Source organism: Pseudophaeobacter flagellatus (assembly GCF_021228235.1).
In the GTDB taxonomy this organism is placed as follows: Bacteria; Pseudomonadota; Alphaproteobacteria; order Rhodobacterales; family Rhodobacteraceae; genus Pseudophaeobacter; species Pseudophaeobacter flagellatus.
This window is the reverse complement of sequence record NZ_JAJQRG010000001.1, coordinates 669,355-684,793: the sequence shown is the minus strand read 5'-3', so window position 1 is coordinate 684,793 and position 15,439 is coordinate 669,355. Positions and strand designations below refer to the sequence as shown.

Annotated in this window: 12 protein-coding genes; 1 reads left to right on the top strand and 11 read right to left on the bottom strand. The window is 58.7% G+C overall.

All coding sequences use genetic code 11. From position 1 onward, the window contains the following. Window positions 1–100: 100 nt before the first annotated feature. From recG to sciP, 4 genes are all read right to left on the bottom strand, one after another. Complete coding sequence (gene recG / locus LRK71_RS03240; RefSeq protein WP_232401024.1) at window positions 101–2,191, bottom strand: ATP-dependent DNA helicase RecG; 2,091 nt, start codon at window positions 2,189–2,191, stop codon at window positions 101–103. Further along, window positions 2,188–4,443: an NAD-dependent DNA ligase LigA gene (ligA, locus tag LRK71_RS03235; protein ID WP_232401022.1), complete on the bottom strand. Its 2,256-nt coding sequence runs from the start codon at window positions 4,441–4,443 to the stop codon at window positions 2,188–2,190. The genes recG and ligA overlap by 4 nt, the downstream gene beginning before the upstream one ends. A 299-nt stretch (window positions 4,444–4,742) precedes the next feature. After that, window positions 4,743–5,462 (bottom strand): response regulator transcription factor CtrA, encoded by a 720-nt coding sequence (gene ctrA, locus LRK71_RS03230; RefSeq protein ID WP_232401021.1) that lies wholly within the window; start codon window positions 5,460–5,462, stop codon window positions 4,743–4,745. A 131-nt stretch (window positions 5,463–5,593) separates the two neighbouring features. Beyond that, window positions 5,594–5,866: a CtrA inhibitor SciP gene (gene sciP / locus LRK71_RS03225; RefSeq protein WP_232401020.1), complete on the bottom strand. Its 273-nt coding sequence runs from the start codon at window positions 5,864–5,866 to the stop codon at window positions 5,594–5,596. Between the two features lie 147 nt (window positions 5,867–6,013). Between sciP and mnmA the strand changes: the two genes are divergently transcribed. Beyond that, entirely contained in the window at window positions 6,014–7,159 is a 1,146-nt protein-coding gene (gene mnmA, locus LRK71_RS03220; RefSeq protein ID WP_232401019.1) for a tRNA 2-thiouridine(34) synthase MnmA, read from the top strand. Between the two features lie 79 nt (window positions 7,160–7,238). Here mnmA and lpxB read toward each other — a convergent pair whose 3' ends face one another. The 7 genes from lpxB to rseP all read right to left on the bottom strand — a co-directional run bounded on the left by lpxB (window position 7,239) and on the right by rseP (window position 15,435). Further along, window positions 7,239–8,396 (bottom strand): lipid-A-disaccharide synthase, encoded by a 1,158-nt coding sequence (lpxB, locus tag LRK71_RS03215; RefSeq protein WP_232401018.1) that lies wholly within the window; start codon window positions 8,394–8,396, stop codon window positions 7,239–7,241. Next, on the bottom strand, window positions 8,393–9,181 hold the full coding sequence (locus LRK71_RS03210) for an LpxI family protein (RefSeq protein WP_232401017.1): 789 nt from the start codon (window positions 9,179–9,181) through the stop codon (window positions 8,393–8,395). The genes lpxB and LRK71_RS03210 overlap by 4 nt, the downstream gene beginning before the upstream one ends. A 4-nt stretch (window positions 9,182–9,185) precedes the next feature. Next, window positions 9,186–9,971 (bottom strand): acyl-ACP--UDP-N-acetylglucosamine O-acyltransferase, encoded by a 786-nt coding sequence (lpxA, locus tag LRK71_RS03205; RefSeq protein ID WP_232401016.1) that lies wholly within the window; start codon window positions 9,969–9,971, stop codon window positions 9,186–9,188. A gap of 5 nt (window positions 9,972–9,976) precedes the next feature. Further along, window positions 9,977–10,441, bottom strand: a complete 465-nt coding sequence (fabZ, locus tag LRK71_RS03200; protein WP_232401015.1) for a 3-hydroxyacyl-ACP dehydratase FabZ — start codon at window positions 10,439–10,441, stop codon at window positions 9,977–9,979. 72 nt (window positions 10,442–10,513) lie between these two features. Beyond that, entirely contained in the window at window positions 10,514–11,104 is a 591-nt protein-coding gene (locus tag LRK71_RS03195; protein ID WP_408635967.1) for an OmpH/Skp family outer membrane protein, read from the bottom strand. Window positions 11,105–11,162: 58 nt separating this feature from the next. Then, a complete protein-coding gene (gene bamA, locus LRK71_RS03190) occupies window positions 11,163–13,565 on the bottom strand; it encodes an outer membrane protein assembly factor BamA (protein WP_232401013.1) in 2,403 nt (800 codons plus the stop codon). A gap of 520 nt (window positions 13,566–14,085) precedes the next feature. Beyond that, a complete protein-coding gene (gene rseP, locus LRK71_RS03185) occupies window positions 14,086–15,435 on the bottom strand; it encodes an RIP metalloprotease RseP (protein ID WP_232401011.1) in 1,350 nt (449 codons plus the stop codon). Between the last annotated feature and the right edge of the window lie 4 nt (window positions 15,436–15,439).

The following is a 15,439-nucleotide window of genomic DNA, read 5'->3' as shown; positions in this document are numbered from 1 at the left end:
GCGATCTTGTTGCCTATTTGTTCTCACTTTACGACGCGCCTGTAAAGAACTTTATGAGAACATTTGCGAACATTTTGGAACATGTGACGGTAAAACAGGCTTAACCCACTGAAATTAAACGGATAGCCTGATCCTGTTTCATCAGCCAAAGCAGAACACGCGCCGCGCGCCCCCGCATGGAAGAGAGCTGAGGGTCGGTGGTCAACAGGGCGCGGGCGTCGCTTTGTGCCACCGCCATCAGGTCGGCCTGGCGTTCCAGATCGGCAATGCGGAATCGCGGCAACCCAGATTGCGCGGTGCCGATCACATCGCCAGCGCCGCGCATCTGCAGGTCGGTTTCGGAAATCACAAAACCGTCTTCGCTTTCGCGCAGCACTTCCAACCGGCGCCGTCCACCCTCGGACAGCGGTGGCTGATACATCAACAGACAGGTCGATTGCGCACTGCCGCGACCCACCCGCCCGCGCAGCTGATGCAGCTGCGCCAGGCCAAAGATCTCGGCCCGCTCGATCACCATGATAGAGGCATTGGGCACATTCACCCCCACCTCGATCACCGTGGTGGCCACCAGCACCTTGCATGCGCCGCTTTGAAACGCCTGCATGGCCGCGTCTTTTTCTGCCGGGGGCATCTGACCATGCACCAGCCCAACGGTGCCCTCGCCCAGCGTGGCGCGCAGGTGTTTAAAGCGCTCTTCCGCAGCGATCAGGTCCATCACTTCGGATTCGCCCACCAGTGGACAGACCCAATAGCACTGTCGCCCCTCGTCAATTGCCTGGCGCAGATGGTCCACTACCTCTGCCATCCGTTCGGTGCTGAGCACTGCGGTTTTCACCGGTTTACGCCCTGGTGGCTTTTCATCCAGAACCGAAACATCCATATCGCCATATTGCGCCAGGGCAAGCGAACGCGGGATCGGTGTTGCCGTCATCACCAACACATCAGCGCCTTTGCCCTTTTCCGCCAGCTCCATCCGCTGACGCACCCCAAAGCGGTGCTGTTCATCCACCACCGCAAGGCGCAGGGCCCGGAACGCCACATCCTGCTGAAACACCGCATGGGTGCCCACCAGAATCTGGATATCCCCCGCCGCCAGCGCCGCCAGCTTGGCGCGCCGTTCGGCCCCCTTATCGCGCCCCGTCAAAAGTTCCAGCACCACGCCGGCCTGCTCGGCCAAGGGGCGCAGCCCTTCATAGTGCTGCTGGGCCAGGATCCCGGTTGGCGCCATCATCACCCCCTGGCCGCCCGCCTCGACAGCGGCCAGAAGCGCCATAAAGGCAACCAAGGTTTTCCCCGACCCTACATCTCCTTGCAGCAATCTGTTCATCCGCCGGTCAGCGGCCATATCTTTGGTAATTTCATCAATCGCGCGCGCCTGCGCTCCGGTCGGCTTATAGGGCAGCGCCGCCAGAACTGGCGCTTGCAACCGCCCTGTTGCAATGCTGACAATACCGCGGCTCTTGCGTTCAACCTGGCGGGCCAGGGCAAGGGTCAGCTGATGGGCAAACAGCTCATCATAGGCGAGGCGCGTGCGGGCCGGTGCTTCGGCTGCCAGATCGTCCAGCCCCTCGGGGTGATGCACAGCCGTCACAGCCGCATTCCAGCCCGGCCAGCCTTCACGTTTGGCCTGCCCCGGATCAATCCATTCGTCTAGCTCTGGGAGCCGCTGTAGCGCGCTCTGCACCGCCTTTCTCATGGTTTTCTGCGTCACCCCATGGGTCAGCGGATAGACCGGCTCAAACAGCGGGATATCTTTCGCCTCGACCAGCGGCAGGATGTGATCAGGATGCACCATCTGCGCCACCCCATCAAACAGCTCTACCTTGCCCGATACCAGGCGTCGGCTGCCTTCGGGGCATTGCGCCTCTAGGTAGCGGCTGCGCCCGTGAAAGAATAAAAGTTGAAATTCAACCTCTTGATCGCTGACATTAATGCGATAGGCGCCGCCGCGATTACGGGCTGGAACATGGCTGCCAATCTCCACTTCCACGGTGGCAATCGCGGGCAGTTCCAACCCCTTGATGCTGGCGCGGCGACGACGGTCCAACACCGAATGGGGCAGCGAAAAGACCAAATCGCGCGGTGTATCCAGCCCGATCTGAGCCAGATTCTGCGCCGTCTTTGGCCCCACCCCCTTGAGCGTGTCTGCCCCCGCAAAAAGCGGAAACAGAATTTCCGGCCGCCCAGTCATGCGCCTGCAATCTCGGCGCGCCAACCATCTTCATCCAGTATCCGGACCCCTAGCTCCTGCGCTTTTTTCTCCTTGGATCCAGCTCCCGGCCCGGCCACCAGGATATCGGTCTTCTTTGACACCGATCCTGAAACCTTGGCGCCAAGCTTTTCAGCCTGCGCCTTGGCTTCGTCCCGGCTCATCTGGAGTTTGCCGGTAAAGACCACGGTCAACCCGGCAACCGGGCTGTCTTGTGCAGGGGCCTCGGGGGCAGTGATTGTCAGGCACTCTACCAGCTCGTCAATGACCGCACGTTCCTCATCATTGGCAAGCGCATCAGACAGGGACAGACCCACGGTGGCACCGATCCCATCGATGCCGATCAGATCCTCCCAGGCCTCCGCCGCCTCGGTCGGGACTGCTGCGCGGGCGACTTCTGTATCGCGGGCCTCTTTGATCTTGCCGCGCCGCCCCTCGGCGGCTGCCGCCTGACGCTCGGCCTCTTCGGCCAGATCAGCGGCGCGATGCGCCAGCGCGGCAGGGCGCGCCCGGTCCAGCGCCTGTGCCAGCTCTGTCCACCCACCAAAATGCAGCGCCAGATCTTTGGCCGCCACCTCGCCCACGTGGCGAATGCCTAGGGCAAAGATCATCCGACCAAGGCTGATCTGGCGCTTTTCCGTGATCGCGGAAAAGAGCTTGGCCGCGCTTTGCGGCCCCCAGCCATGGCGATTTTTCAGCTTGCCAAAATTCGCATTGTCACGCTCTTCCAGCCGGTAGATATCAACCGGGGTACGGATCGGCAGATCCTCGTCCTCATAAAAGGATTCCAACTGTTTGGCACCAAGACCTTCAATGTCAAAGGCCTTGCGAGAGACAAAATGCTTCAGCTTTTCAATGGCCTGCGCCGGACAGATAATGCCCCCGGTACAGCGGCGCACCGCATCGCCTTCTTCGCGCACCGCCTCTGATTTGCACTGCGGGCAGAGATGCGGAAAGGCATAGGGTTCGGTGCCTTCGGGCCGCTTTGACAGGTCAACATCGGCCACCTTGGGGATCACATCGCCCGCGCGGTAGATCTGGACCCAATCACCGATGCGAATATCCTTGCCATCACGGATCAGCGCGCCTTTGGAATCGCGACCGCGGATGTAGTCTTCATTGTGCAGGGTTGCGTTGGACACCACAACGCCGCCGACGGTCACCGGCTGCAGCCGTGCCACAGGGCTGAGCGCACCGGTGCGCCCCACCTGAATGTCGATGGCTTCCAGCCGGGTCCAGGCCAGCTCTGCCGGGAACTTATGCGCGATGGCCCAACGCGGCGTTGTAGCCCTAAAGCCAAGCCGCGCTTGCAGGTTAAGCGCATTGACCTTGTAGACCACCCCGTCAATATCATAGCCAAGCGTGGCGCGTTGCGCTTCGATCTTTCGGTATTGCGCAATCATCTCGTCGATACCGTCGCAGACCTTGGTCAAAGGATTGATTTGGAACCCCAGGTCCTGCAGGCGCGCGATGGCGACGCTTTGCGTATCCCCCAAAGGTTCAGCAATATCACCCCAGCTATAGGCAAAGAAACGCAAAGGACGGGCACGGGTGATTTCAGCATCCAGCTGCCGCAAGGATCCTGCGGCGGCATTGCGCGGATTGGCAAAAATCTTGCCGCCGCGCGCCTCGTGGCGGGCATTCAGATCGGCAAAATCCGCGTGGCTCATATAGACTTCGCCGCGGACCTCCAATACCTCCGGCGCGCCGGAGATCTGCTGGGGAATATCCGCAATGGTACGGGCATTGGCGGTAACGTTTTCCCCTGTTGTACCATCGCCGCGCGTCGCAGCCTGGATCAACTGGCCGTTTTCATAGCGCAATGACAGCGACAACCCGTCAATCTTGGGCTCTGCGGTGAAGGCAAGCGGCGCCTCATCCCCCAATCCAAGGTAGTTGCGGATGCTACGGGTGAAATCAGCGACGTCCTGATCCTCGAAGGCATTACCCAGTGACAGCATTGGAACAACGTGCTGGATCTTGCCAAATCCCGAACTGACAGGTGCGCCAACCGTCTCCAGCTGGGTTGCGCGCGCTTTCAGGGCCGGAAAGTGATCAGCCAATGCGCGGTAGCGGCGCTTGGCATCATCATAGGCGGCATCGCTCAGCTCTGGCGCATCCGCTTGATGATAGGCACGATCTGCGGCGGCAAGCAGGTCTTGCAGCTGCAAAAACTCTGTCTCTGCCTGCGCTGGCGAGAGTGTGCTGGGATCTGATTTCTGAGAATTGTCCACGCCCGGGTCCCCGTCTCTATTTGCCTCCCGGTGATAAGACGCGCGTCGCCTCAGGTCCAGTGACAGGGGGGTAAGAAAATGCAGCAAGCGACAGGGTCAAACATCCTAGGCAAACACCTCAGACAAACAATAAAGACCCCGCCACGGCGGAGTCTTTCTGGCAGGCCGAGATAGATAGCCCGCGTTCACTAAAACTTCACAAAGCCGACATCGCCTGGTTCACCAGCACGCTTTGTTCAGATCAAAAACCGCTAGGATCTTGTAAGAGGTTCCGGATCAGATGCCGTCGCTTGGCGCCATCAGGCCCCAACAGCCATGCGGTGGCCACCGGACATTTGATCATCCTGCGGGTCCCGCAGAACATAGCCCCGCCCCCAAACAGTTTCGATATAGTTGTCACCACCTGTTGCGGTGCTCAGCTTCTTGCGCAACTTGCAGATGAAAACGTCAATAATTTTAAGTTCGGGTTCATCCATACCGCCATAAAGATGATTCAAGAACATCTCTTTGGTCAGGGTGGTACCCTTACGCAGGCTCAGCAGTTCCAGCATCTGGTATTCTTTCCCGGTGAGATGCACAGTCTTGCTGTCCACTTCCACGGTTTTGGCATCCAGATTGACCGCGATTTTACCGGTCTTGATGATGGACTGCGAATGCCCCTTGGAGCGGCGGATAATCGCATGGATCCGGGCCACCAGTTCTTCGCGGTGGAACGGCTTGGTCAGATAGTCATCCGCACCAAATCCGAAACCTTTTATTTTGTTTTCGGTATCATCGGCACCGGATAGGATCAGAATTGGCGTCTCAATACGGGCCATTCGCAGCTGGCGCAGCACCTCATGACCGTTCATATCAGGAAGGCCAAGATCAAGCAGGATCAAATCGTAATCATAAAGCTTGGCCAGATCGATCCCTTCCTCCCCCAGGTCCGTCGAATAGACGTTAAGGTTGGCATGAGTCAGCATCAGTTCGATGCTTTTAGCTGTAGTAGGATCGTCTTCTACGAGAAGAATACGCATGTTTAAAGTCTCCGCCTGTAACTGTTTCCCTTAGGTTGCGTTAACCCTGGTGGAAAAAGGTTAATGGCCCGTTACCATATTGGTTAATTTTCAACTTTGACTCAAGTGGTGCGCTTAATTATTATTCCCTCTTAACGGTACTCTTTCAACCTAGTCGCTTTCAGGGCCTCTTCGCCATGGTCCGCAACTGCGGCAATCCAACTGCGGAACTCTTCTTCGCTCAGCCCGTAACGGCGCAGCGCCTCGGTCTGGGGCAGCAAGCCATAAAGCACTCCGCGCACCACGGCGGCCTTGCGAGAGGCGACCCAGCGACTGGTGGCTGCAGGTGGCAAATCTGCTCGTGTCATCTTGGTACCATCCGGTAAGGTCACTGCGCGTGGCCCTTCAACTTTCTTCAGGAACATTCCTTGACCCCTAGTGGAACTATATTTCTGTTTCCCCGACAGCATTTACTCAGTCTAATTAAAGAGCCGTGAACCTGCCCCCTTGAGAGTCTGTAGGATTTTCATATATTCTGCAGCGCTTGCCCCCTTGATCTAAGGATTTGCCGTATGGCGCTGGATACCGACACTCCGCTCAACTCTCTTGGCTTTGCCAAACCTCCCTCAGACACCCGCGTGGTGGTCGCCATGTCTGGCGGCGTCGACAGCTCTGTTGTGGCCGCCTATCTTGCTGACCAGGGCTATGATGTGGTGGGGGTGACGCTGCAGCTCTATGATCATGGGGCGGCGCTCGCGAAAAAGGGCGCCTGCTGTGCCGGTGTCGACATCCACGATGCGCGCCGGGTCGCCGAAGAACGCGGCTTTCCACACTATGTGCTTGATTATGAAAATATTTTTAAAGACGCGGTGATCGATGAATTTGCCGACAGCTATCTTGCCGGAGCCACACCTGTGCCCTGTATTCGCTGTAACGAGCGGGTGAAATTCAAGGATCTGCTGGAAACCGCCCGCGACCTGGAGGCCGACTGCATGGCCACGGGCCATTATATCCAGCGCAAGATGGGCGAAAATGGCGCCGAGCTGCACAGCGCCGAAGATGCGAATCGCGACCAGAGCTACTTTTTGTTCTCCACCACGGCAGAGCAACTCGACTACCTGCGATTCCCCCTGGGCCACCTGCCCTCCAAGGATGCAACCCGCGAGATGGCGGCCCAATATGGGCTGGCCGTCGCCGATAAACCGGACAGTCAGGACATTTGTTTTGTCCCAGATGGAAACTATACCTCCGTAATCGAGAAATTGCGTCCGGGTGCAGCGGAACCCGGAGAGATTGTGCATGCCGATGGGCGGGTGCTGGGCAGCCACACCGGGGTGATTCACTACACCATTGGTCAGCGGCGCGGCCTGGGCATCGGCGGTTTGACCGAACCATTGTATGTGGTGCGGCTGGATGTGGACAAGAAACAGGTGATTGTTGGCCCCAAAGAGCTGCTGGCGACCCGCACAATCCCCGTGCGCGAAATCAACTGGCTCGGCGATACCCCCTTTGACAGCCGCAAGGAATGGACTGTCATGGTCAAGGTGCGCTCAACCCGGCCACCGCGCGAGGCAATCATTCGCCCACTGTCGCCCACCACCGCCGAGGTAGAGCTACTGACCCCCGAGGAAGGCGTCTCACCGGGGCAGGCCTGCGTATTTTATGACACTGACAGCAGCCGCATCTTTGGTGGTGGCTGGATCTGGCGCGGGTATTAAGCCCCACGGGCACGTAATTCAGACCAGATTTACCGGCGGCATGGGGCCGCCAGGCGGAACCAAAACAACAGCGGTGTGGCTACAGCCGGTTTAAAACCGCGCGGGCCGCCCGCAGGCCGGGGGCCTCGCCGCCCTGCCCCAGACGCTGCATGGTCACGGCCATGGCGGCCTTTTGCAATTCGGGTGCCGCGGCCAGATCGCGCAGACAACGGGCAATGGTGCCGGGGCGGCACTCTGGCCCCAGACACTCTGGTACCACGCGGGTTTCGCTGACCAGGTTCACCAGGGTCACCGTATCAACCAGAGCCATCCGCTTCATGATTTGCCATGTAAGCCACTGAAAACGGTAGGCAATGACCATGGGCGTCGCCGAGGCCGCAAGTTCAAGCGAGACCGTGCCAGAGGCCGCTAGCGCCAGATCGGAGGCCGCAAAGGCTGCGCGTTTCAGCCCGGCGAACTCTGCGGAATCATGCGCGTTAGGGTCCAGGAACAGGGTGCCCGCAGGCCAATCCGCCGCTGCCTCCTGCACAAGGGAAGCAACGGGCCCAGCACAGGGCACTACCACCCGGTGATTGGGGTGAAGGTGCTGAAAGGCCCGCAGAGATTCGCCAAAAATCGGCGCAAGCCGCGTCACCTCGGATCGCCGAGATCCCGGCAAGGCCAGTACCAGCGGAGAATCACCCAGGTTGAAACAGCTGCGAAACGCGTCGATTTCGGCCCGGCTTGCCTGTGGCTCCGCCACAACCGGATGGCCGACAAAATCGCAATCCATGCCTGCCGCCTGCATCAGCGGCGGTTCAAAAGGGAGCAACGCGAGAACCTGATCAATGCTCTTGGCCATCTTGACCGCCCGCTTGGGCCGCCAAGCCCAGACCGAGGGCGCCACATAGTGCACCGTACGGATATCACTGGCCGCCTTGACCAGGCTGGCCACGCGCAGGGAAAAATCAGGGCTGTCGATAGTGATCAGCACATCAGGGCGCCAGGCAAGGATAGCCTCGGCAGTCTCGCGAATGCGACGCTTCAGGTGGCGGTACTTGGGCAGAACCTCGGCCAGGCCCATGACCGACAGCTCTTCCATTGCAAAGCGCGACTGCAGCCCCTGCGCCGCCATCTGGGTCCCACCGATGCCGTCGAACTGAATCTGCGGCTGCAGGGTTTTCAGCCCCTGCATCAAGGCCCCCCCCAGCCGATCGCCCGAGGGTTCCCCAGCCAGGACAAAGACCTTGAGGCTCACGCGGGGCGCAGCCAGAGGAAGAGACCAAGCTGGTCGCAGGCGGCAATCACCGCTTCCTGCTCCAGCACGATCACCCCGCCAGCCTCTAGCACAATGCCCGACAGCCCGGCCTGCGCCGCCAGTTCCACTGTCTGTGGCCCGATGGTCGGCAGATCGGCGCGGCGGTCCTGGCCGGGCTTGGGCGCCTTGAACAGGATCCCTCCCTGCCCATCGGGACGGTCGCGCAGGCTCTGCAGCATCCAGTTGGTGCCAAAGACATTTTCCACCGCAACAGCCTGACGGGCACGAATGGCGCAGCACTGGCCAATGTCGGCGGCGCTCATCGCTGCAACCACTTCGGCACCGCGCTGCGCATCTGCCGTATCCAGCGCGCCCGGTTGCACCTGAGTGGCCACGCCTTCCTGCATCAACAGATCAGGGGCCACCTCATGCGCGGCGCGCAGGGTGAAACCGGCCTGTTCAATCAAGCCCATAACCGCGCGCAAAGCACCGTCATCGCCCGCCCCAAGGGCGGCCTGAATGACCGGAACCATCGGCAGGGTCGCCGCATCAATCGCGGCAGGATCAACTGCGGGTCGGCTGACAGCCCCGGCCAGGCAGACCTCCTGCACGCCAGCTGATTTCAACCGCGCCAGAAAGCTGCCCAGATGTTCGATACGAAAAGATATCTCTGCATCCAGGCAGTCCGGCTCAGAGCCTTCCATGGCACATATCAGCGGTCGCTTGGTCAGACGTGCGGCCACCTCACGTGGCAGCAGCCCGGTTCCGGCAATCAGTGCAAGCATAGGTTCAGCCCCCTGGCGTCAGGAAAGAGCGATCGGTCTCTCCGGTGATAAAGGCTACGATTTCTTCCACATAGGCGCTCTCGGTTTCGTCGCCCAGCCGGCGGGCGCGTTCCTGAAAGGTGCCTTCGCCCTGGGCCAGCATCTGAAAGGCCGCCCGCAGCGCCGTGATGTCGGCCCGTGTCACCCCGCGTCGTTTCAACCCCACAAGGTTGAGTCCATCGAGACCACCGCGAGGAGCCTGAACCAGCCCGTAGGGAATGACATCATTTGTCACCATGGTCACGGCACCAATGATCGCACCGCGGCCGATCCGCACCCATTGGTGAATACCAGACAGCCCACCAATGATTACATCGTCTTCCAGCACACAGTGGCCCGCAATCGCCGCAGAATTCACCACGATCACCCGATCGCCAACAATGGCATCATGGGCAACATGACAGCCGGCCATAAACAGCCCGTCATTACCAATCCGGGTCACGCCGCCGCCACCTTCGGTGCCGGCATTCACCGTGACATGTTCACGAATACGGTTGCGCTGGCCAATCACCGTGCGGCTTTTCTCGCCCTGGAATTTCAGATCTTGCGGGATTTCACCAATCACCGCAAAAGAAAAGACCACCGTATCATCGCCGATCTCGCAGTCGCCCGTCACGACAACATGCGATTTTAGGGTGACACGATCGCCCAGAACCACCTCGGCGCCGATGTGGCAGAACGGGCCGATCTGGCAGCCTTCGCCAAGCTTGGCCCCCTCTTCGATCACCGCGCTGGGATGAATCTGGCTCATCTGGCTCAATCCTTTTGCACGTCAACCATGGCGGTGAACTCGGCTTCGGCGGCGACTTCTCCCTCGACAGTGGCCACGCCCTTGAATTTGAAGACCTTGCCGCCCGCCTTGCCGCGCAGGATTTCTACATTCATTTCCAGCACATCGCCAGGAATGACCTTGCGGCGGAATTTGCATTTGTCGATGTTCATGAAATAGATCAGCAGGTCGCGGTCAACCATATCCAGCGCCACCCCAAGCATAACACCGGAGGTTTGCGCCATGGCCTCGACGATAGTAACGCCTGGCATGATTGGCGTGCCAGGGAAATGGCCCTGAAAATGCGGCTCATTCATGGTCACATTCTTGATCCCACGCGCCGATTTGATGCCGTCGATATCCACCACCTTGTCGACCAACAAGAACGGATAGCGATGCGGCAGGATCCGCTGGATCAGGTGAATATCGGCGCTCTGCAATTCAGCGGTCATGGCATTTTCCTGTCATTATTGATTTGATAAGTCCCTATCAACTGGGCGCTTTTGGAGCAAGCTTTCGCCGCTCTATTGCCCGTCTGGGGATCGGTCTTGATCTTGGCCATCCCCCAGAACCTTGTCGATCCGGCTGATCGCCAGGTCGGTGATATCGACGGCATCTGCGCTTAAGAACACGGTCGAATGGTCAAGAATCGCCCCCGCCCCGGTTTCACGCATGATCTGTTCCAGTATCGGCAAAGAGGCCGCAAAGAATTCGCGCTGCGCAGTTTCATTTAGCTGGCTGATTTCGCGCAGCTTGCGATCTTGGGTCACGCGGGTTTCCTGCACCTTGCGATCAAAGGCATCGGCCAACCGACGAAAAGCCTCTGGCTCCATCCCGCTGCGGCGCTGTGTCAGATCCTGTTCTTCGGCCCGCAATTCAGCCTCAATATTGCGATTTTCTGCAGTCAGAACAGCGCCTTCTGCCTCTATCTCCTGGGCAATCCTCTCGCCAAAGAGACTCTCTGAAAACAGCCGATCAGGTTGGATTGTTAACAACCCGCTTTGAGGAGTTCCGAGCTGAACCTGGCGGCCCAGTTCAAACCCGGCAGGCGGTGGCGTCTGTTGGGCCAAACCCGGTGACGCCCCGCCAAAAGGCACAAAAAGCGCCAGCCCAATGGCCAGCGCTTGTTTGATTTGAAACGGCAATTTTAACGCCACTGGATCGATCACCCGTTTAGAACCGCGCCTGCAAGGTCAGGTCAAAGCTCTGCTCTTGGTCGTAGTCTTCTTTGCTCAGCGCCTTGGTAAAGTTGAACCGCAGCGGGCCAAGACCCGTTGTCCAGAGCAGGGAAACCCCAACCACATGCCGGAAGGACCCGTTGCGCCCCACGATGCTGGTGCTGCCTGAAGTATCAACATCGTTCAAACCCCAGAGGTTGCCGACGTCATAGAACACGCCGCCGCGCAGCCCATATTCTTCGGGCAGGCCAAGGGGGAATTCCGCATCAAACCGGGCCACCGCAAACAGGTTGCCACCAAGGAAGTCATCATAATTGCCACCACCGGCGCGCGCCGAGCGATCCCGCGGACCAATCCCGCCAGGTTCAAACCCACGCATGATGGAGGGAGACAGAACATAGCGGTCGATCGAGCGACTGCTGTCATCGCCAAGCCAATGCAGCGCGCCGGTTTCCAGGGTTGCCCGCAGGGTGACCTCTTCATTGAAGACCAGCTTCTGCGCGACCAGCTTGGTCGAGGTTTTGAAATATTCACTGTCACCACCAAGACCGGCATAATCAGCGCCGACCTGGATCAAGAACCCTGCATTCGGATCAAGCCCGATCAGCCGGGTATCGTAGGAATAGGTCAAGCCAACAATGCTGCTGCTGCGTTCGCCCTGGGCAATTTCATTCTGTACGGTGGGCGCAGCAAGCGGATAGGTGCCGCCAGGGTAGGTTCCGGCGCCCCGCGCGATCATCTCGGAGTTGTTCCAGCTATACCGCAGTTGCAGTGTAGAACTTTCGCTAGTCTTGAAGGTCAGGGCAGGATTCAGAAAAACCCGCTTGGTATCATATTCCGAGAAACTGGAATCAGATTCTGACAGACCCAAATCAAGGCTAAAACGCAGGTCACGCCCCAGCAGGCGCGGTTCAACAAAGCCCAGCACATATTCATCAGACTCTGTCGCCGTCGCGATGGCAAAGGACAGACGCTGACCACGCCCCAAGAAGTTGTTTTCGGTCAAACCAACCGAAATACCAAAGCCGTCATTGACCGAATAAGACCCGCCAAGGTTCAGCGATCCTGTTGGCTGTTCTTCGACATCGACATCAACGACCACCGTGCTGGCAGAGCTGCCTTCGCGCACGTCCACATCCGAATTGGAAAAGAAGCCAAGCGCGCGGATGCGTTCCGCGGTGCGACGAATTTCGCGCGGATTAAACGGATCACCCTCGACAGTGCGGAACTGCTGGCGAATAACCCGATCCAGCGTGGTGGTATTGCCTTCGATGTCGATACGTTCCACAAAAACCCGAGGCCCGCGGGTCAGCACATAGTCGACATCCAGGGTCAGGTTCCGGTCATTTCGGGTGACGCGCGGCTCGACACGCAGGAAATCAATGCCCTGCTTCAGCGCCAATGTCTCCAGCCGCTCGATCTCTCGTTCAACCACCATGGGCGAATAGACCACCCCCGGACGCGACTTGAGCACAGAGCGGAACACATCGGCATCTGCCTCGGACAGCTCGCTTGTAACCGTGATATTGCCAAAGTTAAATTGCTGCCCTTCACTGACATCAACAACCAGGAAGACAGCATCGCGTTCGCGGGTGACTTCGGCATTGGCGCTATTGACCTTAAAGTCGACATAGCCGCGCGACAGGTAGAAATCGCGCAGGACTTGTTTGTCGAACTCAATACGGTCTTCGATCAAGGTGTCTTTGGTGATAAAGGCGCGCAGAAAACCCGCCTGTTTGGTTTCCAAAACCCGGCGCAGCCTGCGATCCGAATAGACCTGGTTGCCCAGGAAAGAAACGCGCTCCACCTCGGTTGTATCACCTTCGGAGATTTCAAAAACCAGATCGACCCGGTTGTCGCTCCGGCGAATGATGCGTGGTGTCACCTGAGAGGCCAAGCGTCCCTGCGCCCCATAAGCGGCTGCAATCGCTGCTGCATCAGCTTCAACCTGTGCCGGATTGAACACGCGCCGCCCGGCTGATTCGATGATTTCCGCCAGATTTTCATCTTTGATCCGGCGATTGCCTTCAAAGTTGATTTTGTTGATGGTCGGGTATTCTGTCACCTTGATGACCAGGGTATTGCCCTGCGGCACCAGCTCGACGCTCTCAAAGACACCGCTGTCGATGATGTTTTGATAAGCATCATTCAATCGCCCGGCAGAAACAGTTTTGCCCCGTTCAATGCCTGTATAGGCGACAATTGTAGAGCTTTGAATGCGTTGATTGCCTTCAACCTGCACCGCGTTGAACCGGTAATTTTGTGCTTCTGCAAACTTGGGTGCAAGCCCAAGTCCGAAGGTCACAGTCAGGGCGATAACTGATACGCCCCGATACAAAATATTGGTACGCGTTGCACGCCCACCGCAGGATATGCCCACGTTCTTGCCCCAAACCATCTGTATGCACCCAAATATTAATAGCCTCTTACAGAACTGCGTACCGGGTTTGAGAGCGGTTGTCAAAACCAACAAAAAGGCACGAAGCCCTCAGCCACGTGCCTTTTGGAGAAAAACCAAAGCTTGTGTTTCCATTAATGTGACACAAGCCAACTCCCAAGACACAATGATAGAAAAATGAAGCTGGACGACAGCACCCGATCAGAGCCCAGTCGCAACAATATTGCCAGCCCGTTTTCACTCTCTGCCTGTTTCAGCATGTAGCGATCCATAACCTTTTCCCCAGTAGATATGCGGCGTTCAGCTGGCGTGCAGCGCCCAGCGAAGATCCGCGTTAGTACAGACTAACAAAAACTTACCGAAAGAATGTGGCATGAGTTGGGCGCAGCGCTGAAAGGCGATGATTGGTGGCCGCGCTTGCCGCACAAAGGGCGAAACACAGGCACGAAACACAGGCAAATGCCCGCCAGGGGTCAGGCTGCAACGCCACGGCAGCCCGCCCCTGGGACTCTGTGCAGGACTAGCAGAAAATATCGTTGCCCAGGGCAAAGACCATCAAGGACAAGATCATCGCGATGCCGATACTCATCAAGATCTGCACCGCCCGATCGTTGGGCGGACGCCCCACCACGGCCTCATAGGCGTAAAACACCAGATGCCCGCCATCCAGCGCTGGAATCGGAAACAGATTCAGCAGGCCCACCGCTGTGGACAGCACCGCGATAAAGCGGATAAAGCTGACCGCCCCCTGACTGGCGGTATCGCCAGAGGCCTTGGCAATGCCAATCGGTCCCGACAGGTTACAGGTGCTGATTGCCCCGGTGATCATATGGCTTAGCCCCGACACAGAGGAGCTCACAACCGCCCAGACCTGGCCTGTCCCGGCCGCAAGGGCCGCGCCGAACCCGGTGCGTTCGGTGGCATAGTCGATAAGGCTGCCACCAGTGATGCCAATCAACCAGCGGCTGGTGAAACCACCATCGGCCTGCGGCATGTCCACATGGCGCGGAGACAGCGTCACCTCGACCGGCTGGCCTGCGCGCATCAGCACCAGATCCAGCGGCTGGCCCTCGGTTTCGGCCACCATTTTGACCAATTGGCGAAAGGCAAAAACCGGCTCTCCGTTCAAGGCGGTAATGAAATCGCCATTCTGGATACCCGCATCGGCAGCCGCGCTGCCGGGCATCACGCTGGAAACGTAGGCTGGCGAGAAATAGGTGTCGGTGACCACCTGTTCGGCCCCATCACGCCGCACCAGGTAATCAAGCTCGGGGCGCACCGGAAGTTGGTCGGTAAACGCCTTCCAACCCGCCGCGTCGTCGCGATCCGGAATCGGCACACCAGCGACCGCCAGCAGCTCATCCCCCGGGCGCAGGGTGTTTTCAACGCCCGGAACCGGCACCAGGGATTCAACCGTCAACGGATCACGCACGGTCCCGACGGCCAGCGCCAATGCCGTGAAGATGACAATCGACATGACAAAGTTGAAAACCGGTCCAGCAACAACCGTGGCAGCACGGGCCCAAAGCGGAGCGCCATGCATTGTGCGCCGCAGCGCAACCGGATCGGCCGCCACTGCATCAATCGCTTCGCTATCCTTGCCAGAGGCCGCATCGGCATCGCCCAGAAACTTTACATAGCCGCCAAAAGGCAAGGCTGCGATCTGCCATTTGGTGCCGCGCTTGTCGCGGCCGCTCCATAACACGGGGCCAAAACCCAAGGAAAACACCTCGGCGTGGATGCCTGACCAGCGCCCGACAATGTAGTGGCCATATTCATGCACCGCAACAATCACCGAAAGCGCGATAACAAAGGTGATGATCGTATAGAAAAAACCGCCAAGCTGCGGGATAAATGAGAGGAGGTCCAAAACT

Coding starts and splice junctions, on each gene's coding strand:
- recG (WP_232401024.1), bottom strand. CDS start 2,191: ATGACTGGGCGGCCGGAAATTCTGTTTCCGCTTTTTGCGGGGGCAGAC.
- ctrA (WP_232401021.1), bottom strand. CDS start 5,462: ATGCGTATTCTTCTCGTAGAAGACGATCCTACTACAGCTAAAAGCATC.
- sciP (WP_232401020.1), bottom strand. CDS start 5,866: ATGTTCCTGAAGAAAGTTGAAGGGCCACGCGCAGTGACCTTACCGGAT.
- mnmA (WP_232401019.1), top strand. CDS start 6,014: ATGGCGCTGGATACCGACACTCCGCTCAACTCTCTTGGCTTTGCCAAA.
- LRK71_RS03210 (WP_232401017.1), bottom strand. CDS start 9,181: ATGCTTGCACTGATTGCCGGAACCGGGCTGCTGCCACGTGAGGTGGCC.
- lpxA (WP_232401016.1), bottom strand. CDS start 9,971: ATGAGCCAGATTCATCCCAGCGCGGTGATCGAAGAGGGGGCCAAGCTT.
- fabZ (WP_232401015.1), bottom strand. CDS start 10,441: ATGACCGCTGAATTGCAGAGCGCCGATATTCACCTGATCCAGCGGATC.
- bamA (WP_232401013.1), bottom strand. CDS start 13,565: ATGGTTTGGGGCAAGAACGTGGGCATATCCTGCGGTGGGCGTGCAACG.